Annotated in this window: 13 protein-coding genes; 10 read left to right on the top strand and 3 right to left on the bottom strand. The window is 65.2% G+C overall.

Going from position 1 to position 26,426, the window contains the following annotated elements; translation table 11 throughout:
* The first annotated feature begins 87 nt into the window (after window positions 1-87).
* From AB0C34_RS27960 to AB0C34_RS27945, 4 genes are read left to right on the top strand one after another with little or no spacing between them, the layout of a single operon-like run.
* Window positions 88-993: an acetaldehyde dehydrogenase (acetylating) gene (locus tag AB0C34_RS27960; protein ID WP_357079208.1), complete on the top strand. Its 906-nt coding sequence runs from the start codon at window positions 88-90 to the stop codon at window positions 991-993.
* Window positions 990-2,027: a 4-hydroxy-2-oxovalerate aldolase gene (gene dmpG / locus AB0C34_RS27955; protein ID WP_357079205.1), complete on the top strand. Its 1,038-nt coding sequence runs from the start codon at window positions 990-992 to the stop codon at window positions 2,025-2,027. Before AB0C34_RS27960 ends, dmpG begins: the two co-directional genes overlap by 4 nt.
* Before the next feature lies 1 nt (window position 2,028).
* On the top strand, window positions 2,029-2,457 hold the full coding sequence (locus AB0C34_RS27950; RefSeq protein WP_357079202.1) for a hypothetical protein: 429 nt from the start codon (window positions 2,029-2,031) through the stop codon (window positions 2,455-2,457).
* A gap of 39 nt (window positions 2,458-2,496) precedes the next feature.
* Complete coding sequence (locus tag AB0C34_RS27945) at window positions 2,497-2,781, top strand: hypothetical protein (protein WP_357079199.1); 285 nt, start codon at window positions 2,497-2,499, stop codon at window positions 2,779-2,781.
* Window positions 2,782-2,794: 13 nt separating this feature from the next.
* On the opposite strand, the gene AB0C34_RS27940 is transcribed toward AB0C34_RS27945, so the two are convergent.
* Together AB0C34_RS27940 and AB0C34_RS27935 are read right to left on the bottom strand one after the other, a co-directional pair.
* Complete coding sequence (locus AB0C34_RS27940; protein WP_357079197.1) at window positions 2,795-3,799, bottom strand: LLM class flavin-dependent oxidoreductase; 1,005 nt, start codon at window positions 3,797-3,799, stop codon at window positions 2,795-2,797.
* Between the two features lie 23 nt (window positions 3,800-3,822).
* Window positions 3,823-4,116, bottom strand: a complete 294-nt coding sequence (locus AB0C34_RS27935) for a metalloregulator ArsR/SmtB family transcription factor (protein WP_357079194.1) — start codon at window positions 4,114-4,116, stop codon at window positions 3,823-3,825.
* A gap of 302 nt (window positions 4,117-4,418) precedes the next feature.
* Between AB0C34_RS27935 and AB0C34_RS27930 the strand changes: the two genes are divergently transcribed.
* The 3 genes from AB0C34_RS27930 to AB0C34_RS27920 all read left to right on the top strand — a co-directional run bounded on the left by AB0C34_RS27930 (window position 4,419) and on the right by AB0C34_RS27920 (window position 6,990).
* Complete coding sequence (locus tag AB0C34_RS27930; RefSeq protein WP_357079191.1) at window positions 4,419-5,156, top strand: SDR family oxidoreductase; 738 nt, start codon at window positions 4,419-4,421, stop codon at window positions 5,154-5,156.
* 156 nt (window positions 5,157-5,312) lie between these two features.
* Window positions 5,313-6,182 (top strand): class II glutamine amidotransferase, encoded by an 870-nt coding sequence (locus tag AB0C34_RS27925; protein WP_357079188.1) that lies wholly within the window; start codon window positions 5,313-5,315, stop codon window positions 6,180-6,182.
* Window positions 6,183-6,282: 100 nt separating this feature from the next.
* Complete coding sequence (locus AB0C34_RS27920) at window positions 6,283-6,990, top strand: hypothetical protein (protein WP_357079185.1); 708 nt, start codon at window positions 6,283-6,285, stop codon at window positions 6,988-6,990.
* A gap of 3 nt (window positions 6,991-6,993) precedes the next feature.
* On the opposite strand, the gene AB0C34_RS27915 is transcribed toward AB0C34_RS27920, so the two are convergent.
* Window positions 6,994-7,536, bottom strand: coding sequence for a hypothetical protein (locus tag AB0C34_RS27915; protein ID WP_357079183.1), 543 nt, complete (start codon window positions 7,534-7,536; stop codon window positions 6,994-6,996).
* Window positions 7,537-8,011: 475 nt separating this feature from the next.
* Here AB0C34_RS27915 and AB0C34_RS27910 point away from each other — a divergent pair, with 475 nt between their 5' ends.
* The 3 genes from AB0C34_RS27910 to AB0C34_RS27900 all read left to right on the top strand — a co-directional run bounded on the left by AB0C34_RS27910 (window position 8,012) and on the right by AB0C34_RS27900 (window position 26,312).
* Window positions 8,012-8,635: a TetR-like C-terminal domain-containing protein gene (locus AB0C34_RS27910; RefSeq protein ID WP_357079180.1), complete on the top strand. Its 624-nt coding sequence runs from the start codon at window positions 8,012-8,014 to the stop codon at window positions 8,633-8,635.
* A gap of 355 nt (window positions 8,636-8,990) precedes the next feature.
* On the top strand, window positions 8,991-10,028 hold the full coding sequence (locus AB0C34_RS27905; RefSeq protein WP_357079177.1) for a cupin domain-containing protein: 1,038 nt from the start codon (window positions 8,991-8,993) through the stop codon (window positions 10,026-10,028).
* Window positions 10,029-10,748: 720 nt separating this feature from the next.
* Window positions 10,749-26,312: an amino acid adenylation domain-containing protein gene (locus AB0C34_RS27900; RefSeq protein WP_357079174.1), complete on the top strand. Its 15,564-nt coding sequence runs from the start codon at window positions 10,749-10,751 to the stop codon at window positions 26,310-26,312.
* Window positions 26,313-26,426 lie beyond the last annotated feature (114 nt).

Here is a 26,426-nt window from a genome sequence, read left to right as displayed (position 1 = left end):
AGGAGGCGACTCGGTCACAGCGAGGTTTGCCGGCCTCGGCAGCGTGACAGTCACATTCGCAGCATCTACTCGATCCAAGGAGAACTGATGGCGACCGCAGCAATCGTCGGTCCGGGAAATATCGGTACCGATCTTCTCGTCAAACTCCAGCGCACCGATGAATTCGAGGTTCGCTACATGGTTGGCGTCGACCCGGATTCGGATGGGCTCAGACGTGCGCGCGACCTCGGTGTCGAGGCGAGTGCCGGTGGGGTCGACTGGCTGCTGGCTCGATCTCGGCTGCCTGATTTCGTCTTCGAGGCCACCTCCGCGGCTGCGCACAAGGCAAACGCGCCGCGCTATTCGGAGGCGGGGATCACGGCGATCGACTTGACCCCCGCCGCGATCGGCCCGTTCCTGTGTCCCGCAGTCAACCTGGGTAGCAACTCGGATGCCGCGAACGTCAATATGATCACCTGCGGCGGCCAGGCCACCATTCCGATCGTGCACGCGGTGGCTCGAGTAACCGACGTGCCCTACGCGGAAATCATCGCGTCCATTTCGTCTCGCTCTGCCGGCCCGGGTACTCGGGCAAACATCGACGAGTTCACCGAGACGACGTCACACGCCATCGAATCCGTTGGTGGCGCGCAGCGAGGTAAGGCGATCATCATTCTCAACCCGGTCGAGCCGCCGATGATCATGCGCGACACCGTGTTCTGCGCCATCGACCCCGACTCGGACAAGGACGCGATCGCCGAATCGATCCACCGAATCGTCGCCGACGTGCAGCAGTACGTGCCCGGATACACGCTGCGCGCCGATCCTCAGTTCGATGACCCCATCGCCGCTTGGCACGGCAACGCCCGGGTAGCGGTATTGCTCGAAGTGAAGGGCAACGGCGACTACCTCCCGCCGTGGGCCGGCAATCTCGACATCATGACCGCTGCCGCGACTCGGTCCGCACAATTACTCGCCGCTGCCCGCAACGACAAGAAAGTGACGCTTCGATGAGTATCGATCGGATCGACGTCCGTCTCACCGACACCACCTTGCGCGATGGAAGTCATGCGGTCTCACACCAGTTCACCGCGACCCAGGTCCGTGAGGTGGTCCGCGGCCTCGACGCGGCGGGGATCCCGGTCATCGAGGTCACCCATGGTGACGGCCTGTCTGGCTCCTCGTTCAACTACGGATTCAGTGGTACCGACGAGATAGCACTGGTCACCGCAGCGGCCGAGGAAGCCAGGACCGCGAAAATCGCGGTGCTTCTACTCCCCGGATTGGGCACCGTCGCCGACCTGCGGCGCGCTCATGACGCCGGTGCTTCGGTGGCGCGGATCGCCACACATTGCACCGAGGCCGACGTATCGATCCAGCACTTCGGGGCAGCCCGGGACCTAGGCATGGACACCGTCGGATTCTTGATGCTGTCGCACCGCACAACTCCCGAGAACCTCGCCCGGCAGGCCCGGATCATGGCTGACGCCGGATGCCAGTGCGTCTACGTCGTCGACTCGGCCGGCGCGCTGCTGCCCGATGATGTAGCCGACCGAGTCGCCGCGTTGGTCGCCGAGTTGGGGACCGATGCGCAAGTCGGCGTGCACGCACACCAAAACCTCTCACTCGGAGTGGCGAACTCGATCGCGGGCGTTCGCGCTGGAGCGCGACAGATCGACGGCACCCTGTGTGCACTCGGCGCGGGCGCGGGTAACTCGCCCACCGAGATCATCGCCGTTGTTTTCGAACGGCTCGGAATCCACACCGGTGTCGACTCGGATGCCGTCCTCGCGGTAGCCGAAGAAATCGCGAAGCCGTTCATCCCCAGACTTCCGGTGGCGGACCGGAACTCGATCGTCCAAGGCAAGTACGGGGTGTACAACTCCTTCCTGTTCCACGCCGAGCGTGCGGCCCAGCGGTACGGCGTTCCGGCTCACGAGATCCTGACGCGTGTCGGTCAGGCCGGCTATGTCGGCGGCCAAGAGGACATGATCATCGACGTCGCGATCGAACTCGCCGCACGCGTGGACGGTCCGATCGGCCGCTGAGGTGCTGCTGAATGCCGAAGCATTCCGAACCGACCGACACCCGATCACCGAAGACTGGCCCGAACTCGACCTCGACATCGCCTACCAAGTGCAGGCGGAGTTCATCGCCGAGAAAGTGGCGCGGGGCGAGCAGGTGATTGGAATCGAACTCGCCCTGACCTCCCGCGCCAAACAGCAGCGGATGGGCATCACGTCCCCGCTGACCGCGGTCCGCACCGACCAGATGGTCCTCGAAATCGGTGTGCCGATACCGGGTGGCGGGTTGATTCATCCCCGCGTCCAGCCCGCGATCGTTCTGTTCTCGGCGAACGGCTGCGGGGGCCCGGTGCGACCGCGGCGACCGCGATGGCGGCGGTGTCTTCGGTCTACGCGCGAATCGAAGGGCTCGACAACCGCTACACCGACGTCAAGTTCACCCTTCCCGATGTGATAGCCCACAACGCATCGGCCGCCCGGTTCATCATCGGCGGTGTCGAGCTGGGTCCAACGCGATCTCGACGTCGCTCTGGAGGCGTGCGTGCTTGCGGTGGACGGCACTGTCGTCGATTACGCCACCGGTGCCGCGGTACAAGGGCACCCAGGTGAGGTGCTGGCACGGGCCGCGAACGCGCGCGCGGAACGCGGGATCGCGCTCGAGGCCGGTTGGATCGTCCTCACCGATGGGATGACCGACGCCGTCTTCGTCGAGTCCGGTCGACAAATCGTCGCCGAATTCACCCATCTCGGCACCGTGGTGGTGGCGGGCCAGGAGTGAGTCGGCTGACCGACTACCGAATCGGGGCGGACGCCCCGATGGTGCCGCCCGTGAGTTCGACGGACCGGACGCGGTCATCGATGTTCGTCGCGTGATGGGCGAGAATGAGCTCGTCGACGCTGGTAGCGGCGACGAAGTCGTCCAGATACGCCGAAACCTCGGTGGGTGTGCCGACGGCGGTATACCGGGTCATGGACGCCAGGTGGTGGCCGTTCGGCGAGGCCAGGAACGCATCGATTTCCGCGTCGGTGAAGTCGGCATTCCCTGCGCCTCGGGTCACCATCGCTCGTGCCCGGGCTCGGTAGGCGATCGTCTTCTGGGCGGCTGCCTCGCCGTGGTTCTCGGCGGCGAACACGTTGACACCGGCCATAGCGTATGGCTCGGCCAGCTGCTCCGAGGGCCGGAAACTGTCGCGGTAGACGGCGATCGCCTGGTGTAGAGCGTCCGGTGCGAAGTGGGACGCGAAGGCGTACGGCAGTCCCAGGTGCGCGGCGAGCTGCGCTCCGAACAGTGACGAACCGAGAATATAGAGCGGTACCACCCCTTCAGCCCGCGGAATCGCCTGTACACCCGACACCCGCGACCGCCCCGTCAGGTAGCCCTGCAACTCCAGGACATCCTGTGGGAAAGAATCCGCCGACGCCGGGTTACGTCGTAGCGCCAGCATGGTCTTCTGATCACTGCCGGGCGCGCGGCCCAAGCCGAGGTCGATCCGTCCAGGAAAGAGCGTCTCCAGGGTGCCGAATTGCTCCGCGATCACCAGCGGCGAGTGGTTGGGCAGCATGATGCCGCCCGCACCGAGCCGAATGGTCTCGGTATGTGCGGCGACATGACCGATGAGAACGCTCGTCGCACTAGACGCGATCGAGTGCATGTTGTGGTGCTCGGCGTACCAGACACGGTGGTAACCGCTGCGTTCGGCGGCCTGGGCCAGTGCGACGCTGTTGTCGAAACTATCGCGCGCTGTCTGGCCGGGTGCGATCGACGCGAGGTCGAGGATGGACAAAGCGGGAGGCATATGGCGCCGCCTTTCGTAATGTGTCAGAGAACGCGATGGAGTTGCTCGGTGAAGGCGCGGATGGAAGCTTCATCGCGGCGGTAGTACGTCCACTGCCCCCGCCGGGTGGCGCGAAGGAATCCCGCGCGCTGCAAGATCGCCAGATGCGCCGACATGGTCGATGCGGAGGTTCCCGCCTTCTGCTGAATGAGCCCGACACACACACCGAGTTCGACCGCCTCGCCAGCTCTTTCCGGGAAACTCGCATCCGGGTCCTTCAGCCACTCCAGGATGCGCAGTCGGGTCCCGTTCGCCAGAGCTTTGCACTCGTCGAGCACGGGTACCCTCCTTCGACATTTCGCTAATTGGCGAATTTACCCCGCGAGCTGGGTATCGGCACCATGACCCTGCTCACGCGCGACCGAGAGGAAAGACCAACTGGTCGAGTCGCCGGAGTTCCTGCCAGCATGGAGTGTGCCGCGGCGGCGACCCGCCCGACCAAGGGGGCACCTTCCCCACGCTCGCTTCTGGGTTGCGATCTCCAGGGTGAGTGACACCCCGGCTGCAATCTGCACCGACTGAGACGGTGGGAGACATACCGAAACGCACCGTACCGTAGACCTGAAGGGACCGAAGAGCCATGGACACCAATTCGACACGGGCGGCGATCGTCACCGGCGGTTCGCGCGGCATCGGCCGCGCGGCCGCCGAACGACTCGCTGCCGACGGGTTCGCGATCGTCGTCAACTTTGCGGGCAACACCGCCGAAGCGGATGCGACCGTCGCGGCGATCACCGGCGAAGGCGGCCGCGCGATTGCGGTCCGCGCCGACGTCGCCGACGAAGAGGCAGTTCAGAACCTATTCGACGTTACCGAGGAGAACTTCGGCGGTGTCGACGTCGTCGTGAACGCCGCAGGAAATATGGTGCTGGCACCACTCGCCGAACTGGACCTCGACGCGATGGATCGGATGCTCCGCACGAATATTCGCGGTACCTTGGTCGTCGATCAGCAGGCCGTCCGTCGAGTACGGTCCGGGGGCACGATCATCAACGTGTCCACGTCCATTATCGGCTTGGCGCTGCCCACATACGCCGCGTACGCCGCGACCAAGGGGGCGGTCGAGGCGACCACCTTGATCTTGGCACGTGAACTGCGTGGTCGAGACGTCACCGTCAATACCGTCGCCCCGGGCCCAACCGCTACGTCCTTGTTCCTGGACGGCAAGGATGACGCCACCATCGCGAGGATGGCCGCCCAGCCGCCATTGGAGCGTCTGGGCACGCCACAGGACATCGCTGAAGTGGTCGCGTTTCTGGCCGGTCCCGGTCACTGGGTCAATGGTCAGGTGCTCCGAGCCAACGGCGGAATCATCTGACATCGTCGGTCCAGCCAGAAAGTGGGCTGTCGTGGCCGCGAGCTGACACCATAGTGGTGGGTACCGCGTCTGAAAGCTTCTGACCACTCGGGCACCCGCGCCAAGTCGCCTGTATGGGTCTGCCGCGGGTCACCCGAAGATCATGGAGGTGATGACATGTGTCGCTTGTTCGGCCTCTCGGCCGCGCCGGATCGAGTCAAAGCCACATTCTGGTTGCTGGACTCACCGGACAGTCTCGCGCAGCAAAGTCGACAGGAACCCGATGGAACAGGCTTGGGCACCTTCGCGGCCGACGGGGCCCCGCGCGTGGAGAAACAACCGATCGCCGCGTACCACGATGCCCAATTCGGGCAGGAGGCCAGGGAACGCGAGTCGCAGACGTTCGTCGCACATATTCGCTACGCCTCGACCGGTGGCCTGAACCTGCGCAACACCCACCCCTTCGCTCAGCGTGGCCGCTTGTTCGCCCACAACGGGGTCCTGCAGGGTTTGACGGAGCTGGACGCCGAACTCGATGACTATCTCGAACTTGTTGCAGGCGATACGGATTCGGAGCGATTCTTCGCGTTGATCACGCAACGTACCGACCGGAACGACGGCGATGTCACGGCAGGAATCACCGACGCGGTGCGCTGGGTCGCGAACCGGCTACCCGTATATGCGCTGAATCTGGTGCTCACAACTGCGACCGAGCTGTGGGCGCTGCGGTACCCGGACACACATGAACTGTTCGTCCTCGAACGTGCCGCGGGCGGTGCGCACGGCGATCGGCATCTCGACCATGCCGGCCGACCCGGTACGGTCCGAGCACACTGCCGCCAATTGGCCGCACATCCGGCGGTCGTCGTTGCCAGCGAGCGGATGGACGCGGAGCCGGGATGGCGTGCGTTGGCACCGGGCGAGCTTGTGCATGTCGATAGTCAGCTGGACGTCCGGTCTCGGACCGTCATAGATTCCGCTCCCCGGCACATGTTGTCGCTCGCGCAACTGAGCCCCGGCGCTGCCGCATCCCAATCCGCACGGTGAACGCAACCGCACGCTGGCTTGCCCGTTGGGCTATTCATCCGCAGGGTGACCCGCTGCGAATGTAGATCAGTAGCCATCGTCTATCGGAATGAGGTCATCCATGGGCACTCACCGGCCCGCAGCTCTGGCGTATCACTGCTATCGGCGCGCTGCTTCTCTCATTGTCGTCGGCGCACTTCCACTGTCCGTCGCCGTGCTCAACGCAGCGCCCGCCACCGCTCAGCAGACACCGGGCCATGCCAGAATGTCGCAGACGCCGTTCGAACCAGCGGTCGTTGCCAGTGCCGATTCGGCAGCCCATGTCGACCACGCCCTCACCGTGCCCTGGACTTCGCCGATCCTCGGCGCCGCCGAGGTGGAATCGGATACCCCGGTGGCGGACACTGCCCACGGGCCCGGCGCTACCGATCGACACGGTATCGCCGAAACCTCCCCGATGCCGGACCACGGGGAAGCCGATGTCGCACGGACGCAGGTTCTGGACGACGTCGAGCAGTCGCGTCCCGACCAGATCGCGAACAGCGCCCTCGCCGGTGCCGCGATCGGTGCCGCGATCGGCGTGGCAGTCGTCAGCCCGCTCGCGATAACGAGCGGGGTGGTCGGCGCCGTCGCAGGCTTCATCTGCGGTATTCCATTCCTGCCCGGGGGCCTGGTGGTCCTACCCGTGTTGGGTGCTGCGATCGGCTTCGGCGTGATCGCCGCCCCGGCCGCTGCGGTCGGCGCTGCGGTCGGGGCAGGTGTCGGCGCTATAGTGGGTGCCGTCGCGCCGCCGACGATCACAGACGAACAGCCCATAGCCCCGGAGTAATGCTCAGCCCGACTCGGATGGCGGGTAACTGCCCTGGCGCTTGTCGACACCGACGACAGCGTTCGCGCTGTCGAGCACCTCCGAAAGCGACGGCCATAGTTCGTCCGGTCGCGGAGGTCGGATCCAATGCACGCTCCCCCGCGACGGGGGTTCCCAACAGGTGGGCAGGATGACATTCGATCTATGCGGACTCACCGACAGCCCATGCGCCGCAAGTCGCTCCATCAGGCCTGCGTCGGGGAACCGATCGAACATCGCCAAAAAGGTATAACGCTGCGCCAGCGCCAACACCGGTACCGGCGCAGCCCGCGAGATCAATTCGTCCAGCATTCGAATGCCGAGTGGCTCGGGAACATTCGCCGCGGCCATCTCATGTAGCGGCAGGATTACGAACCCTGGGGCTGTCGCGTGTACTCCGGACACACGCAGCTGTGCGCGATACATCTGAGCCCAGGCCTCGGGTGTGCGAGATTGGTCGGACAGATCCCGACCTGACGCGTCCAGGAGGTCGGGCGAGTTCGACGCAACCCGGGTATCGATGTCCATGTCGATCCCTCCATTTCGAAACTGCCAGTTTTGTTTTTCAGTTTAGCTCCACAACTGGCCACAGTGCCGATCGCGTGCGTGAAGTACAGCTCACATCGGGTATTCCTCTCCGCAGCAATTCGCATCGGCATGCCTGCTATGCAATTACGAAACCTTGCGTATACTTTTGTACAAAGTCGGGACTCGAAAACCCGGGAGGCGCAGTGGCGGCCGAAATGCCTATGAAACCGAAGCCGCCGACCCGAGCACTGACGCGACAGCGAATTGCGCAATTACCCGGGATCGACTGGCACGCCTGCGATCCCAGTTTCACCGAGCGGCGGCCACGGCAATCTCTTGTCACGAAGCGGCGACGGAGAACGGAGGCCGACAGGCCTGTTGTGACAGCGGGAGATGCCGCTCGCTCTGCATGGGGTCCTCCACGTCAGATCACCGAATCGACAATTTCGTTACCGCATTGTTGTCTGGAGGAAAGGTGAGTGCTGACATCACTACAGCCCGGCGTGGTCGACCGCGCAGCGAAAAGGCGCGGGATGCCATCGTGCACGCCAGCATAGAACTGCTACTCGAACGAGGCGTGGCCGCGACGACTGTCGACGCTGTCGCGGTAGCCGCGGGCGTCAGCAAGGCCACGATCTATCGATGGTGGTCGACGAAGGAAACCCTTGCCATGGACGCGCTATATCAGGAGTGGGCAACGACGTCACCTGCGGTTGACACCGGATCGGTGCGCGCGGATCTGCGCACCCTGCTGTGCCCATGGGCCGAACTCGCGGCACGGCGGCCCTACGGCCGGATCATCGCCGGTCTGCTCGTCGAGGTGGTGTCGAACCCGGATTTCGCCTTGGAATACCGAGCCCGCTTTCTCGAACACCGCCGCGAACAAGGGCGGGTGATTCTACAGCGGGCCATCCGTCGCGGCGAGATTCCTGCCGACACCCCCATCGAGATCGTGCTGGATATGCTGTACGGCCCGGTCTATCACCGCTTGCTCCACGGTCATGCCCCGATCGACGACGTCTTCGTCTGCCAAGTGATCGACACCGTGCTCGATGGGATCAAACCCGATCCCGCTGATCGCGCCGATGCCGCGTCCTGACGGCCACCGGAATATCGTGTGACACGCTGTCACGTACCGGACATCTTTCTCGCGCGTTATCGACGGGTTTATTCGATTTTTCGGCCTGACAAATCCAAGTTTTCGGCGCAGCGAATCCAACGTTACGACGTAGACATCGCGCAACCACGCGGCGTGAATGACTACACCTTAGAAACTGCACCACGCGCAGAACCGCTTTCACGATCGACGAATCCGCCGCAAGGTCGATGTCAGTGGTGAAATGCCGGCAGCGGACGGCGCTATCGGAAACCGACATGATGATCTTGCTGGGCCGCAGGTCATCGCAAGGCATGATCGATCCGAACGATCCGGACCCCGTGATCAAGGAGGACCCATGCGTAATCCGTCGATCCATGTCGCCTCGTTACTGGAGGGCGAAGAGGTTTATCGGGGCGAGCTCGGGTCCCTGACCAGACTGACTGCCGACAACTTTCCGATTCTGACCGGACTTTCCATCAAGCGCCTGATATTGACGCCCGGCGCGATCCGGGAACCGCATTGGCACGCCAACGCCACCGAACTGACCTACTGCACGGCGGGCACGGCGCTGGTGTCGGTGCTGGACGACGGCAGCAATTTCTCGTCGTTTCTCGTCACGGCCGGTGAGATGTTCCATATCGATTCTGGCGCTTTGCATCACATCGAGAACATCGGCGACACCAACGCAGAATTCGTGCTGGCCTTCCGCCACGAGCGGCCGGAGGACTTCGGGCTCGGTGCGGCGTTGGGGGCGATGACCGACTCGGTGCTCGGCAATACCTATGACCTGCCCGCCGCCGACTTCGCCAAGATCCGGCGCAGCACCACACCCAAGATCGTCGTGCGGCGCGATGGCGAACCCGAAGTTCCGTCGACGGCGCATTTCGGCGATCCCCACCATTTCGCTATCGAGGCGATGTCGGCGGCGGTGGATTCGCCGGTCGGATCAGCGCGGACAGCCCGCGAGCAGTTCTGGCCCGCGTTGCACGACATCTCGATGTACTCGCTGCGGATCAGGGAGGACGGTATGCGCGAACCCCATTGGCATCCCGTCACCGCCGAAATGGGCTATGTGCACAAAGGCGCGGCTCGGATGACGATCATGGATCCGGACGGGTCATTGGACACCTATACCGTCAACGAGGGCGAGGTGTATTTCATCCCGCGGGCCTACCCGCATCACATCGAGGTCCTCGACTCCCCTCAGACTCATCTGCTCATCTTCTTCGATCAGCCGACGCCGGCGGATATCGGCTACCGCGCCTCGATGAGCGCCTACTCTCGGAAGGTCCTTGCGGCGATCTTCGGTCTGGCGCTGGACGAGTTGCCGGAACTGCCGTTCACTCCGGTCGATCCACTGATCGTCACCCGTAACAACCCGCGCACCCCCTGACGAGCACGGTTGTCTGCGGGCACGCCGGGGATTGTCCGCATCGTCGATGGCTCCGATACCGATCCGACCGACCGAACCGGACGTATCGGCGGAATGGATCGACCGCGCGTCCACACCGGAACGCTTGCGGCCACATGTCTTCGAGGAGGACGTAAGGCGCGGACCTGGTCGCAGGCATGTTGCCGATACGTCAGCAACTCTCCGAGCGGTCGGGTCGACAGTTCGAGCACCGACGGAGCCCGACCGCAGTGCCGCATGTCTCCGTTCGCCGTCGAGGCTGATCGGACAAGTCGGCCCGATTGGATCGGATGCCGTGCGCAGAACTGATGTCGCCATCCGTAACGCATACTTCCTCGCCACCTATAGCAAGGTGTCGGTCTCCCCTGCGCCGATCGAGTCCGGTCGCCCGGCATCGTCGTGCTTCGCGTCCAGTAGTTCGGTCGCGACCATAGCCACGGATTCGACGCCGCGGAGTCGGCGGCGACCGCGCACCTCGGCCACGCGGAACGGCGTCGGAGGATGTTGTTTTCCGCACAGAACTGCATGTTTTCGGCGTCGAATGGGTACCCGTCGAGGTTTTCCCAACCGGGGCGCGCCCTTCGGATCACTATTCGCTAAGGTCCGTAGACGCTCGGGTCATGGTTCTCACAAATGCGGCACCGCTTCTGGCTCCATTGCCGAGCTGAAGATGATCGAGCCAGAGAGTGAACTCGCCACCGCATGACCGCCACACGTCGTTCCGCACGTCGCGCCCAGCATTCCCGATCACGCAATCTGCTGTTCTGCCAGTTGCTCACCGCAGCCGTCGACACGTCCTTCGACTCGGTCGCGCTCCGGTTCAACCCGACCGGCCATCCCGCCGATCAGCGCGAACTCAGCTACCGCGAGCTGGACGACGCGTCCTCGCAGCTGGCCCGTCACTTGATCGGGTGCGGCGTAGGTCCAGGAGATTTCGTCGCGGTGGCCATCACCCGGTCGGTCGAGTCGGTGTTGGCGGTATGGGCCGTCGCGAAGACGGGCGCCGCCTATGTCCCGATCGACCCGACCTACCCGGCAGACCGCATCGCACACATGATCTCGGACTCCGGTGCCGCGCTCGGCGTCACCACCTCGGCGCATCGACCCACTCTGCCGGCCACCGCGATCGAATGGATCGAGTTCGATGATCCGGTACATCGGGAACGGATCGCCGCTGCGCCCGCGCACCCGGTCTCCTATCTGGATCGGCTGCGCCCGCTGACCGAGCAGCACATCGCCTACGTTATCTACACCTCCGGTTCAACCGGCAGGCCGAAGGGCGTGACGGTGACCCACGCGGGCTTGGCGGGACTGGTCAAGTCCGAGATCGCCCGCCGTACGGTGACGCGAGAGTCCCGAGTCACCCACCTGTGCACGCCGAGCTTCGATTTCTCGGTGATCGAGATGCTGCTCGCGTTCTCCGCCGGCGCGACGCTGGTCGTGGCGCCGCCCACGGTATTCGGCGGCGTCGAGCTGGCCGATCTGTTGCGGCGTGAGCGAGTCACACACCTGTGCATCACGCCCGGCGCATTGGAATCGGTCGACCCGACCGGCCTGGACGACTTGCGGGCCATCCTGTGCGGCGGTGAGCGGTTGGGTCCCGACCTGGTCTCCCGGTGGGCGCACCAGGATCGGTCCGTCAACAACGTGTACGGACCGACCGAGACCACGATCTTCGCGACCGTCACCGATGCGCTGCCTCCCGGCGAACCGACGCACATCGGCACCGCGGTGCCGGCCATGGGCACCTACGTGCTCGACTCACGGTTGCGGACTGTGCCGGTGGGCGTGATCGGCGAACTGTATCTGTCCGGACCCGCGCTCGCGCAGGGCTACCTCCGCCGCCCCGGATTGACCTCCGAACGGTTCGTCGCCAATCCGTTCGGCCAGGCGACCGGCGGTTCCAGCACACGCATGTATCGCACCGGCGATTTGGTGCGACGCGCCTCGGCCGGAGTTCTGGAATACCACGGCCGGGTCGACTTCCAGGTGAAGATCCGAGGCCTACGAATCGAACTCGATGAGATCGACAACGCCCTGACCAGTCATCCCGACATCGACTACGCAGCCACCCTGGGGACGACGTTGCCCTCCGGCATCGAGGCACTGGTGTCGTACGTGCTGCCCCGAGCCGCGTCCACCGCGGACCCCGACGGCGGCCGGGTGACGCTGGACACCACCGCATTGTCCGAATTCCTCGCGAAGACCCTGCCCACGTACATGATTCCGGCCGCGATCACGGTACTCGACGAGCTTCCGCTCACGTCGGTCGGCAAACTGGATCGCACCGCGTTGCCGGAACCGGTGCTCACCGCCCGCGAGTTCCACGCACCTACGACACCAACCGAGCGTTTGGTCGCCGACACCTTCGCCGCACTGCTGCTGCCGGCCGTTGACGACAACACCGATCGGGTGGGCACAGACGACGATTTCTTCGAACTCGGCGGCAATTCGCTGGTCGCGACGCAAGCCAGCGCTCGGCTCGGTGCCGCGCTGCGGGTACGTGTTCCGGTCGCTCTGCTCTTCGAGGCGCCGACGGTGGCGAAACTCGCCGTCCGCCTGCATGAACTGACAGATTCGGCCGACACGGCCCCGCGGCCGATGGCGCGACCGGCGTCGGTGCCGCTGTCGTATGCCCAACAACGAATGTGGTTCCTGAATCGATTCGACCCGACCAGCGCGAACAACAATATTCCCCTGGCGATACGGCTCAGCGGACAGTTGGACGTGGACGCGTTGCGCGCGGCGATCCGGGATCTGGTCGGACGGCATGAGGTGCTGCGGACCAGTTATCCGGAATACGACGGTGCGGGCAGCCAACGGGTGCACTCCATCTCGGACCCGGACGCGGTGCCAGAACTTCCGGTACTCGATGTCACCGCGTCCGAGCTACCCGCGCGCGCCGTAGCTGCGGCGATCGAGGGCTTCGATGTCACGGCCGCGCCGCCGATCCGATTGCACTTGCTGCGCTCGAGCGAGACCGAGCACGTGTTGGTGTGCGTGGTCCATCACATCGCCGGAGACGGCTCCTCCATGAGCCCGCTGAGCCGCGACCTGATGGCCGCCTACTCGGCGCGGGTGAACGGTTCGGCCCCGACCTGGAAGCCGCTGCCATTGCACTACGCGGACTACACGCTGTGGCAACGCGAGATGCTCGGCGACGAGCAGGACCCGAGTTCGCTCCTCGCCCGACAGATCAGGTTCTGGCGGGAACGGTTGGCCGATCTGCCGGAGAGACTGGACCTGCCCGCCGACCGCCCACGTCCTTCCGTGTTCTCCGGCCGCGGCGCCGCGTACGAATTCCAGATCGACGCGCCGGTGCACGAGGCGCTGAACCGGCTTGCGCACCGGCACGACGCCACGTTGTTCATGGTCGTACACGCTGCGTTCGCGCTGCTCCTCGGGCGATTGACCGACACCCGCGACATCACGATCGGCACGCCGGTGGCGGGCCGCGGCGACGCCACGGTGAGCGATCTGATCGGCATGTTCGTCAACACCCTCGCCCTGCGCACCGAGATCGATCCCGGACGCACCTTCGCGGAGCTGCTCGACCACGTGCGCAACCGCGACATCGAAGCGCTCGGCCACGCTGACGTACCGTTCGAACGACTGGTGGAACTACTCGACCCGGTGCGGTCGAGCGCCCATCATCCGCTGTTCCAGGTGATGCTGACTTTCCAGAATTTCGCGCCGTCAGCACTGGAACTACCATCGCTGACCGTTTCCGCGTTCGACCTGGCGGTGCCCTTGGCGAAGTTCGATCTCGAGCTGACCATGGTGCCGCGCGAGGACGACCGGACACCGCTTGGCATCTCAGCTGCGTTCACGTACGCCACCGATCTGTTCGACGAGGCGACGGTTGCGGGATTCGCCCGACGGCTGTGCCGGATCCTTACGACCCTGGCCGATTCGCCCGATCGTGCGCTGGGCGAGATCGACCTGCTCGAGCCCGCGGAACGCACCGCGATCCTGATCGACTGGAACAACACCCGGCACCCGATCTCCGCGGGTCTGGTACTCGACGGCTACCGGCGGTCGGTGGCCCAGCATCCAGACGTCGTCGCGATCACGTACGCGGGGAACGAACTGACCTATCGTCAAATGGACGCGCGGGTCAATCAGCTCGCCAGGTTGCTGATCGACCACGGTGTCGGCGCGGAATCGTTGGTGGGACTGGCGGTTCGGCGTTCTTTGGACCTCGTGATCGGCATGTACGCGATCATCACGGCCGGTGGCGCGTATGTACCTTTGGACCCGGATCATCCGGCCGAGCGGATCGCGCACGTGCTCGATACCGCCCACCCGGTCTGTGTGCTGACCACGACCGCCGATGCGGTGTCGGTACCGGCGGACATTGCGGTGCTCCACCTCGACACCGTCCAGACGGACGCGAGGTCGGGCGCGCCGATCCGTGCCGACGAGCTGCTGCGCTCGGTCCGGCCGGACCATCCGGCCTACGTGATCTTCACTTCGGGTTCGACCGGACGGCCGAAAGGCGTGGCGATCTCGCACCGGGCGATCGACAACCAGATCGAGTGGATGCTCGCGCAGTATCCGATGGGTCTGGGGGATGTGTACCTCCAGAAGACCGCGACCACTTTCGACGTTTCGCTATGGGGCTACTTCATGCCACTGCGGGCGGGCGCGAAGTTGGTCGTCGCCGACCACGACGGGCACCGCGACCCGGCCTATCTCGCCGCGACCATCGCCGCGCACGGTGTCACGGTCACCGATTTCGTCCCTTCGATGCTCATGGTGCTCGCCGCGAACGTGGCTGCCGGAACCATTGCGACACTGCGGAATCTGTTCGTGATCGGAGAGGCGCTGCCGCCGGAGACCGTGCGCGCGGTCCGCGCCGTCGCCGATGCGCAAGTGCATAACCTGTACGGCCCCACCGAGGCCGCGGTCTCCGTCACCTACTGGCCCGCGGGGGCGGCAGAGGAGGCGACGGTACCGATCGGCAGGCCACAGTGGAATACCCAGGTTTACGTGTTGGATTCGCGTCTGCGGCCGGTGCCCGCCGGGTCGCCCGGGGAGCTGTATCTCGCTGGTGATCAATTGGCCCGCGGCTACGTGCGGCAGGCAGCGCAAACCGCTGGACGGTTCATCGCGAACCCGTTCGACAGCGGAACCAGAATGTACCGCACCGGCGATCTGGTGATCTGGCGCGCACCGAGCGCCGATGCGCCGCAGCGGCTCGACTACCTCGGCCGCACCGATTTTCAGGTGAAGTTCCGCGGCCAGCGCATCGAGCTGGGCGAGATCGAGACCGCGCTGCTCGCGCAACCCGCGGTCAGCCAGGCGGTCGCGGCGGTAGTGCCCTCGTCCGTCGGAGACCGGCTGGTGGCTTACGTGGTCCCACTACCGGGGCAGGTCGTCGACCAGCAGGAAATGCTGAACGCGATAGCCACGGTTCTCCCCGCGTACATGGTCCCGTCCGCGGTGGTCGCGTTGTCGGACCTGCCACTCAACACCAGCGGCAAACTGGATCGTCGAGCGCTGCCGGAGCCGGTGTTCGAAGTCGCGGAGTACCGGCACGCCCGGACGCCGGTCGAGCAAGCGATCGCCCAGGTGTTCGCCGACCTACTCGGTATCGACAAAGTCGGCGTCGATGACGACTTCTTCGCCCTCGGTGGCAATTCGCTCCTGGCGACGCGGGTCGTCGCCAGGCTCAATGAAGCGCTCAACTCTCAGGTCACCGTGCGTGACCTGTTCGAAGCAGGCCGTGTTTCCGCACTCGCTACCAGGACGATTCCTGGTAGCGCGACCGCCCGCGCGCCACTGGCCTCGTCGGCACGGCCCGACCGTATCCCGCTTTCGCTCGCGCAGCAGCGGATGTGGGTGCTCAACCGCATCGAGCCGAACTCCCCCGCCTACAACATGCCGTTCGCCATCCGGCTCTCCGGCGCACTCGACCTGCCCGCGCTGCGAAACGCGGTCCGCGATGTGCTGGAGCGCCACGAAGCGTTACGCACCCGCTTCCCCGCAGATCAGGACGAATTGCCGTACCAGGAGATCCTGTCGGTAGGCGCGGCACTCCCTGACGGCCTCGTGGTCGAGTACGACACCACCGATGTCATGGGCACAGTGGCCGGACTGATGTCCGCCGGCTTCGATGTCACCGAGTCCGCGCCGCTCCGGGTGCGGCTGTTCAGCTCCGGCGCCGATCATCTCCTCGTCATTGTGGTGCACCATATTTCTGCCGACGGAGCATCACTGGCGCCACTGGCCCGTGATCTGGTGACCGCCTACGTCGCCCGTACCGGCGGCGGTGCACCGACTTGGTCGCCTCTTTCGGTGCAGTACGCCGATTTCGCGATCTGGCAGCGCGGCGCCATAGGCGTGGCAGAAGACGCGAATTCCATTGCGGCACAACAGCTGTTGTACTGGCGGGACCAACTTGCCGGACTGGCCGGACCGCTGGAGCTGCCAACGGATCGCCCACGCACGGCGACACTGTCGACGGGTGGCGCGTCTACGGGCGTCACCATCCCGGCGCAAGTGCACGAGCAACTCCACCGGATCGCACGCGACCACCACGCGACGTTGTTCATGGTGGTCCACGCGGCCCTCGCAGTCCTGCTGGGACGTCTGTCCGGCGGCACGGACATCGTAGTCGGGACGCCGATCGCCGGGCGCGGCGAGCAAGCGCTCGACGATCTGGTCGGGATGTTCGTCAACACACTGGCCCTGCGCGTCGAGGTGGATTCCGCGACGACCTTCCATGCCCTGGTCGATCGGGCTCGCGAAACAGACCTTTCGGCCTTCGCCAACGCCGACCTGCCCTTCGAGCGAGTGGTCGAGGAGATCGATCCCGCGCGCACCGGAGCGCGCAACCCGCTCTTCCACGTGATGCTGTCGTTCCAAAACATCGAGCAGCCCACACTCGAGTTACCGGGCTTGACTGTCGCGGCGGTGGATACCGGCGAGATCACAGCCAAGTTCGACCTGCAGGTGATCGTTGAGCCGCGGCTCGACGACGACGGCACCCCCGCGGAGCTGGTCGTAGTGTTCACTTATGCCACGGCACTCTTCGACGAGTCGACCGTGCGTGCTTTCGGACGCCGGTTCGAGCGCATCGTCTCCGCGGTGGCCGAAGACCCCTCGAAAACGGTGTGGGACATCGACATTCTCGACGAGGAAGAGGCTGCCCGCCTACGTGCCCCCGGTCCGGCCGTCCTACAACCGCGCCAGGTCGAACAGTCCGGCGTCGTACTGCTGCCGGATCTGCTGACCGCCGCGGTCGAGGAAAATCCCGACGGTGTCGCGGTGATCTTCGCCGATGGCTCGGCAACATTGGCGCAACTGGACTATATCGATCTCGACGAGCAATCCACCCGGCTGGCACGGTTGCTGATCGCGCGTGGCGTCGGGCCCGAAGACCTTGTTGCGGTGGGGATCGCTCGATCGCTGGAGTCGGTGCTCGCGGTGTGGGCGATCGCGAAGACCGGCGCGGGATTCGTCCCGGTCGACCCGAACTATCCGCCGGACCGGATAGCGCACCTGGTCTCGGATTCGCGCGCGGTGCTCGGTCTGACCGTCGAAGCCGCGCGCGCCGATCTGCCCGATCAGCTCGACTGGTTGGTGATCGACACCGTCGGGTTTGCCGGCGAACTCGACGCCCAGCAGGTGGAACCGATCACCGACCGCGATCGACCACGGCCGCTGCGTCCCGAGCATCCGGCTTATGTCATCTACACCTCGGGCTCCACTGGTACGCCGAAGGGCGTGGTGGTCACCCATGCCGGATTGTCGAGCTTCTGCACGGAGCAGCGCGAACGGTACCGGGTCACCAGCAGTTCGCGCACTCTACACTTCGCGTCTCCCTCTTTCGACGCATCAGTTCTGGAGTTACTGCTCGCAGTCGGCGGCGCGGCGACGATGGTGGCGGCCGCGCCTACCGTCTACGGGGGTGCCGATTTGACCGAATTGCTGCGGCGCGAGCGGGTGACCCATGCCTTCGTCACTCCCGCGGCGCTGGCCTCGATGGACCCTGCCGGACTGGACCGGCTCCGGGTGGTGATCTCCGGGGGTGAGGACTGCCCGCCGGATCTGGTGCGGCGCTGGGTACAGCCGATCTCGGGCAAGCGGATCCGCGAGTTCTACAACGGCTACGGGCCTACCGAGACCACGATCATGACCAACATCAGCGATCCGTTGTCCCCCGACGAGCCGGTGACCATCGGCGGGCCGATTCGGGGGATGCGCGCGCTGGTACTCGACGGCAGGCTGCACCCGGTTCCCGAAGGTGTCGCCGGCGAACTCTATCTCGGTGGTGGCCAGTTGGCTCGCGGGTACCACAGCCGTCCCGCACTCACCGCGTCCCGCTTCGTCGCCGACCCTTACGGTGCGCCAGGTGCGCGGCTCTACCGCACCGGTGATCTCGTGCGTCGCCGCCGAATCAACGGTTCGACAATGCTGGACTACCTCGGCCGCAACGACTTCCAGGTCAAGGTGCGTGGTTTCCGCGTCGAACTCGGCGAGATCGACGCCGCACTGGCTGCCCGGCCGGAGATCGACTTCGCCGTCACTGTGGGGCGTGAATCGGGTTCCGGCGCGACCATACTCGTGTCCTACGTGCTGCCCGCGCCGGAGGCGGCTGTCGACACCGCGGCGATCGTCGATGATCTCAGCAGGTCACTGCCCTCGCATATGCTGCCGACGGCCGTCGTCCTGCTCGACGAGATACCGCTGACGCCGGTAGGCAAACTCGACCGGCGCGCGTTGCCGGAGCCACGGTTGCAGACCGCGCAGTTCCGACCGCCATCAGGTCGTCTCGAACAGGCTGTCACCGAGGTGTTCACCGAACTGCTCCGCCCCACTCGGACGCTCGGCGCTGATGACGACTTCTTCCAGCTGGGCGGGAACTCACTGATCGCGACCCAGGTCGCAGCGCGGCTCGGGGCCGCGCTCGACACCCAGGTGCCGGTTCGGCTGCTGTTCGAGGCCTCGACGGTCGCAGCGCTCGCCGCGCGGATGTCTGAGTACGCCGACACGGGAGACCGCAGGCCACTGACGGCACATCGACGGCCCGAACACATTCCGCTGTCGTCGGCCCAGCAGCGAATGTGGTTCCTCAACCAGTTCGATACCCGATCGGCGGCCTACAACGTGCCGATCGCGGTGCGACTCGCCGGGGCCCTCGATGTTGCCGCGCTGCGTGCCGCCGTCACGGATGTGGTGGGCAGGCATGAGATTCTTCGCACGATCTACCCGCGGTTCGAACAGGGGCCCGCGCAGGTGATCCTCCCGCTCGAGCAGGCGGTCCCGAGGTTCGATGACCACATCGTGACACCCGAGGACGTCGAATCCGCAGTAGCCGCACTGATTTCGACTACCTTTGACGTCACCGTCGAGGTCCCGCTCGCGGCCGCACTGTTCCGGATAGTCAAGCAGGACGCCACCGGGCCCGCCGAGTACGTGCTCGCCATGGTGGTGCACCACATCTCTGGTGACGGTTCCTCGATCCGGCCGCTGACCAGGGACCTGATGACCGCCTATGCCGCGCGGGCGGGGGGTCGGGCGCCGGACTGGACGCCACTGCCGGTGCAGTATGCCGACTACAGCGTCTGGCAGCGCGAACTGCTCGGCGACGAAAGCGACCCGAATTCCCTGGCCGCCGAGCAGATCGCCTACTGGCAGCGGAGCCTGGCCGGGTTGCCGGATCAGCTGGACTTGCCCACCGACCGGCCGCGTCCGGCCGTGCAGTCCTTCGCAGGCGGCAAGGTGGACGTGCGCGTCGACGCCGCGACCCATCAGGCCCTGGTCGATCTGGGCCGCGACCACAACGCAACCTTGTTCATGGTGGTCCACACCGCGCTCGCGGTACTGCTCGCTCGGCTCGCGCAGACCGACGACATCGCCATCGGCACCCCGATCGCAGGCCGCGGCGAGGCAGTACTCGACGACCTGATCGGCATGTTTGTCAATACCTTGGTCTTCCGCACGCGGATCGATGCCGGCGAGCCGTTCACCGAACTCCTCACCCGCCAGCGTGATAGTGATATTCAGGCGTTCGCCAACGCCGATGTGCCGTTCGAGCGGCTGGTCGAGGTGCTCAACCCGGTCCGCTCGACCGCGCGGCATCCGCTGTTCCAGGTGGGGTTGTCGTTCCAGAACCTGACCACAGCCGCCCTGGAATTGCCGGGACTTGTGGTATCGGACGTCGGTATCGACACCGGACTCTCGCAATTCGACCTGCATCTGATCGTCGCCGACAACTACGACGAGGCGGGCGCGGCGGCAGGTATCAGTGGGTTCCTCACCTACGCCGACGCCCTGTTCGACGCCTCGTCGGCGGTCACCATCGCGACCCGACTCTCCCGGCTCCTGGAGGCAGTCGCGGCGGCCCCGAAGACCGCGGTCGGGGAAATCGAGATCCTGGCGCCGGCCGAGCGCGCGGACATCGTGTTCCGGCGCAACGCCACCGATCGTCAGGTCGATACCGCGGCGACACTGGTGTCGCTACTCGACACCACTGTGGCGAAATCCGCGAAGGCCACCGCCGTAGTCGCCGATACGCTGGACGGCACCACCGAACTGACGTATGGCGAGCTGGATGCCCGGGTGAATCGTCTCGCTCGCTTGTTGATTTCGCTCGGTGTCGGCCCGGAATCGCGGGTGGCGCTGGCGTTGCGGCGTTCGGTGGATCTGGTGGTCGCGATGTACGCGGTGGCAAAGGCCGGCGGTGCGTATGTGCCGGTCGATCCGGATCAGCCTGCCGAACGCCTCGATTACATCCTGGAGGCTGTCGCTCCAGCGTGCGTGCTCACGCACACCGCAGCCGAATTCACCACTACATCGGCACCGTTGGTGTCGCTGGACCATCTCGATCTCGACGGGATCGACGACGCTCCGCTCACCGATGCTGACCGGACGGCGCCACTGCTGCCACAGCACACCGCGTATGTGATCTTCACATCCGGGTCGACCGGCCGCCCCAAGGGCGTAGCCGTTTCGCATTCGGCGATCGCACACCAATTGCTCTGGAAAATAACCGAATTCGGCCTGGATGCGGCCGATGCGGTGCTGCTGAAAACCGCAGCGACCTTCGATCTGTCGGTGTGGGAGTTCTGGACCGCCGCTGCCTGCGGTGGTCGGCTGGTGATCGCCACCCCGGACGGGCACCGTGACCCGGCCTACCTCGATGATCTGATGGCGCGGGAATGGGTGACAACTCTGCACGCCGTACCGTCCATGCTCGACGGCCTACTCACCGCGGGTCTGCCCGATTCGCTGTGGCGGGTGCTGGCCATCGGTGAAGAGCTGTCCATCGCGCTCGCCCAGCGGTTCCAGCGCGAACATCCGCGCATCGAACTGTTCAACCTCTACGGCCCCACCGAGGCGGCGGTGTCCATCACCAGCCATCGGGTCACCGCGACCGACGAGGTCGTGGTGCCGATCGGTGTACCCGCATGGAACAGTCGAACATACGTGCTCGACGGTCGCCTGCGGCCGGTGCCCGACGGTGTCGTCGGTGAGCTGTATCTGACCGGTGCGCAGGTCGCGCGTGGGTACTTCGGGCAGGTCGAGCTGACCGCGCAGCGGTTCGTGGCCGACCCGTTCGGGTCCGGTGAACGCATGTATCGCACCGGCGACCTGGCCGTGTGGAATAGTGCCCGCGAGCTGGAGTACCGCGGGCGCAGCGACTTCCAGATCAAGCTCCGGGGCTTCCGCATCGAACCCGGCGAGATCGAGGCTGCGCTCCTGGCCCTGCCCGAGGTCGCACAGACCGTCGTGACCGCACAATCCGACCCGCGGACTGGCGATCGCTTGGTCGCCTATCTGGTGGCTTCCGAGGGCACGGCCGGTATCGATGTGACGCAGGTGAAGTCGTCGCTGGGTGCGGCGCTGCCGTCGTACTTGGTGCCGTCGGCGTTTGTCGTGCTGGACATGTTGCCTTTGACTGCCAACGGCAAACTCGACCGCGCCGCGCTGCCCGAACCAGAATTCACGGCCAGGGAATTCCGGGCGCCCTCGACACCCATCGAAGAGATCATCGCCGGCATCTATCTCGAGGTGCTCGGCGTCGACCGAGTCGGCGCCGACGACGACTTCTTCGCTCTCGGCGGCAACTCGCTGCTGGCCACCCAGGTTGCGGCACGGATCGGTGCCGCACTCGAGACCACGGTGCCGGTGCGCGCCCTGTTCGAAGCGTCCACGGTGGCTGGACTCGCGGTGCTTGCCGAACAGCACGTGGGCGTCGGCAGCCGCCGCGCGCTGGTGGCAGGACCGCGACCGGAACAGATTCCGCTGTCGCCGGCTCAGCAGCGGATGTGGTTTCTCAACCAATTCGACACGTCCTCCGCGGTCGACAACATCCCGGTCGCGGTCCGTCTGACCGGCCGGCTCGACGTAGCCGCCCTCCAACAGGCCGTCATCGACCTTCTGGGCAGACACGAGACACTGCGAACCGTCTTCCCGCAAACCCCGGGCGGTCCGATACAACATGTACTCGAATCGTCCGACATTCTGATCGACCTCCGGCCGATCCGGATCGTCCCCGCTGATCTCGGCGACGCGATTCGCCGCATCCTCACCGATGGTTTCGACGTCACCATCGAACTCCCATTCCGCACCACCCTGTTTCAGCTGTCGGACACCGAGTACGTGCTCGTCTTCGTCGCGCACCACATCAGCGCCGACGGATGGTCGATACGACCGCTCACCCGCGACGTGATGCTCGCCTACGCGTCGCGCGCGGAAGGCGTAACACCTGGCTGGGTACCATTGCCGCTGCAGTACGCGGATTACAGCCTGTGGCAGCGCACTGTGCTCGGCTCGGAGAGTGATCCGGACAGTCGCGTCTCGGCGCAGATCGGCTACTGGCGCGCGGCCCTCGCCGGATTGCCCGACGAACTGCCACTCCCGGCCGATCGCGCCCGGCCAGCGATGCAGTCCTTCGCTGGGGGGCGCGTCCGATTTTCGGTGGACGCTGAGCTGTACCGGGCGTTGCGGAGCATGGGTCGCGAACAGAACGTGACACTGTTCATGGTCGTGCACGCGGCCTTTGCGGTGCTACTGGCGCGCCTGTCCGGCACGGACGACATCGCCATAGGCGCTCCGGTGGCTGGTCGCGGCGAGCCCGAACTCGATGACATGATCGGCATGTTCGTCAACACACTCGTGCTGCGCACGCAGGTGCCGGGGCGGCTGACCTTCCAGGAACTGCTCGCCCAGACCAGGAGCGCGGACCTTCAGGCATTCGCCCATGCCGAACTGCCCTTCGAACGCCTGGTGGAACTGCTCAACCCGGAGCGCTCGACCGCCAGGCACCCGCTGTTCCAGGTGTCGTTGACCTTCGACAATCTGCCCGAGAAGAGCCTGGAACTACCCGAATTGCGGGTCGAGACGATCGATTACGAGGTCGAGACCGCAAAATTCGATCTGTCGCTGTCCATTAGAGAGAACGCTGCGGCACGGGAGGCCGACGAAGACTCCCTAGCCGAAGCAGGTATGTACGCGGAGTTCTCCTTCGCCACAGACTTGTTCGATTACGAGACCGTGCAGAGTTTCGCCGAGAGGTTCGGTCGAATCCTGGCAGCGGTGGCCGTCGATCCGACAGTGCCCGTTGGCGACATCGATCTACTCACCCCGTCCGAGCGCGCTATCGTGCTGCGCGAATGCACGTCACCCTGCGTAGCCAGCGCCGCGACGACGCTGCCCGAGTTGATCGGAGATCAGGCCAGACGTCGCCCGGGCGCGCCAGCTGTCCTATTCGACGACGCCACGCTCAGCTTCGGCGCACTGTACCGGCGCGCGAACCAAATCGCCCGTGGGTTGATAGCAGCCGGTGCCGGACCAGAATCCATTGTGGCCGTTGCTGTTGCACGCACCGAAGAACTGCCGATCGCGTTACTCGGTGTACTCGTCGCGGGAGCGGCGTACCTGCCGATAGATCTCACCTACCCGCCACAGCGACTGACGTTCGTGCTGGCCGACGCGGCCCCGGTGTGTGTCTTGACCACAGTTGATCAACGCGCCGCCATCCCGGACACCGACCTGCCGACGGTACTGCTCGAACAGACAGCGCAATTCGCTGAGGGGCCGATCACCGACGCCGACCGGGTGGCACCGCTGCGGCCGGACAATCTCGCTTATGTCATCTACACGTCGGGCTCCACGGGTGTGCCGAAGGGCGTCGGGGTGACGCATCGCACCGTGGTGCAACTGTTCACCAATACTCAGTCGCTGTTCGAATTCGACGAGACCGATGTGTGGACGCTGTTCCATTCGTTCGCGTTCGACTTCTCGGTATGGGAATTGTGGTGTGCGCTCGCGACCGGCGGCAGCGTCGTCGTCGTCGACTACACGGTGTCGCGCTCACCGGAGCTGTTCCGCGAGTTGCTGATCCGCACGCAGGTAACGGTGCTGAACCAGACGCCGTCGGCGTTCTATCAGCTCGCGGCAGCCGACCGGGACATTTCGGATCCGACCGGAGAATTCGCGCTACGGTATGTGATCTTCGGAGGCGAGGCGCTGGATCTACGGCAGTTGCGACGCTGGTACGAACGTCATCCCGTGGACGCGCCGCGGTTGGTCAATATGTACGGCATCACCGAGACCACCGTGCACGTCTCCTTCCTGGAACTCGATGAATATCTGGCGGATCAGCCGGCCAGCCTCATCGGCCAGGCACTGCCCGGACTCGACACTTATGTGCTCGACATCCGGTTGCATCCAGCACCATTCGGCACTCCCGGCGAGATCTACGTCGCGGGCAACCAGCTCACCCGGGGCTATCTCGGTCGACCGGGACTGGCGGCGACACGATTCGTCGCCAACCCGTTCGGTCCGCCCGGCGCACGAATGTACCGCTCAGGTGACATCGCGCGCTGGGTGCGGTCCGATGGTGCAGCCGGGCTCGCCTATGCCGGGCGCGGCGACCAGCAGGTGCAGTTGCGCGGTTTCCGGATCGAACTCGGGGAAATCGAATCAGCGCTGCTGCGCTGCCCCGGCGTGCGCCAGGCTGTCGCGTTGGTCCGCACTAGCGCGGCACTCGGCGATCAGCTCGTCGGATACGTCGTGCCGGCAGCCGACGCACACCTCGATTCAGCCGAATTGCGCAACCAGGTCGCCGAATTCCTGACCGGCTACATGGTGCCCGCCGTCATCGTGGTGATCGACTGCATGCCGTTGACTCCCAATGGCAAACTCGACCGTCGCGCACTGCCCGAACCCGAGTTCCGAGCACGGGGATTCCGTGCGCCCACCACCCCTGTCGAGGCAGCCGTGGCCACCGCCTTCGCCGAGGTGCTCGGCGTCGATCGCTTCGGTATGGACGACAATTTCTTCGAGCGTGGCGGAAATTCGCTGATCGCGGCGAAGTTGTCCGCTCAACTGTCGTCGGTGCTCGGCACGAAGGTTCCGGTGATGCGGGTGTTCACCGCACCGACTCCCCGCGAGTTCCTTGCGGATATGGCCCGCCGCACGGACGGTACTGTCGAATCCGAGGCGGCCTTCGATATGCTCTTGCCGCTGCGCACCACAGGTTCGGCCGCGCCGCTGTTCTGTATCCACCCGGTATCAGGAATCTCTTGGTCGTACGCGGGTCTCGCCGCCTACCTGGATTCGGACCGACCCATATACGGCGTGCAAACCCCGGTGCTTGCCACGGATGCGGCGTTGCCCGACTCGATCGAAGAATGGGCGGCTCACTACCTGGAACTGATCCGCTCGACCCAACCGAACGGGCCATACCATCTGCTCGCCTGGTCTTTCGGCGGCGTCATCGCACACGAAATCGCAGTCCAACTACAGCGCGCCGGAGAACACGTCGCGGTGCTCGCTGTGATGGACAGCTACATGGCGGACCCACCCGGAACAGCCGCAAGCGATGCCGGGCAAGTGCCGGTGGCCGAACTGATCGGTGGGCTGCTCGGCGAGCTGGCCGGCAACCTCGGAAACGTGTCGGATGTGGATTGGACCACACTCCCCAAGCTCCTTACCGAGCTTCCGGAACCGTTCGCCTCCTTCGGCGCCGACCGGGTCAGTCGAGTACTCGACGCGGCAGTGCACTCGGTGGTTCTGCGCGGCGCCTACAATCCCCCGACCTACCACGGCGACGTCATCTACTTCACCGCTGCACTCGACGACCCGACCGGTAGCGTCGGCGCGTCGATCTGGAGTGAGATCGTCGACGGCACAGTACACAACCACGCCGTGTCGACCACGCACTGGCAGATGACGGTGGCTTCGGGGCTCGCCCAGATCGCCGAAGTGCTCACGGAAGTCTGGCGAGACGCCGCGACGGGCGAAGAGTGAGCGCTACTCGTCGATCGCACCGAGAATCGGTTTGAGAAACACCGGAGGTGGAGTCTGGGGTTTCGGGCTGGTCGCTCACCTCCCGGGAGACCCGCGACTTGGCGCGGTGGCGTT

Source organism: Nocardia sp. NPDC049220 (assembly GCF_040647855.1).
In the GTDB taxonomy this organism is placed as follows: domain Bacteria; phylum Actinomycetota; class Actinomycetes; order Mycobacteriales; family Mycobacteriaceae; genus Nocardia.
The sequence above is the reverse complement of the archived record's forward strand: the minus strand, read 5'-3'. Positions and strand labels throughout refer to the sequence as shown.

What these genes read in the sequence shown, in the direction of transcription:
- AB0C34_RS27960 (WP_357079208.1), top strand. Translation starts at nt 88, where the DNA reads ATGGCGACCGCAGCAATCGTCGGTCCGGGAAATATCGGTACCGATCTT.
- dmpG (WP_357079205.1), top strand. Translation starts at nt 990, where the DNA reads ATGAGTATCGATCGGATCGACGTCCGTCTCACCGACACCACCTTGCGC.
- AB0C34_RS27940 (WP_357079197.1), bottom strand. Translation starts at nt 3,799, where the DNA reads ATGCCTCCCGCTTTGTCCATCCTCGACCTCGCGTCGATCGCACCCGGC.
- AB0C34_RS27930 (WP_357079191.1), top strand. Translation starts at nt 4,419, where the DNA reads ATGGACACCAATTCGACACGGGCGGCGATCGTCACCGGCGGTTCGCGC.
- AB0C34_RS27925 (WP_357079188.1), top strand. Translation starts at nt 5,313, where the DNA reads ATGTGTCGCTTGTTCGGCCTCTCGGCCGCGCCGGATCGAGTCAAAGCC.
- AB0C34_RS27920 (WP_357079185.1), top strand. Translation starts at nt 6,283, where the DNA reads ATGGGCACTCACCGGCCCGCAGCTCTGGCGTATCACTGCTATCGGCGC.
- AB0C34_RS27915 (WP_357079183.1), bottom strand. Translation starts at nt 7,536, where the DNA reads ATGGACATCGATACCCGGGTTGCGTCGAACTCGCCCGACCTCCTGGAC.
- AB0C34_RS27905 (WP_357079177.1), top strand. Translation starts at nt 8,991, where the DNA reads ATGCGTAATCCGTCGATCCATGTCGCCTCGTTACTGGAGGGCGAAGAG.
- AB0C34_RS27900 (WP_357079174.1), top strand. Translation starts at nt 10,749, where the DNA reads ATGACCGCCACACGTCGTTCCGCACGTCGCGCCCAGCATTCCCGATCA.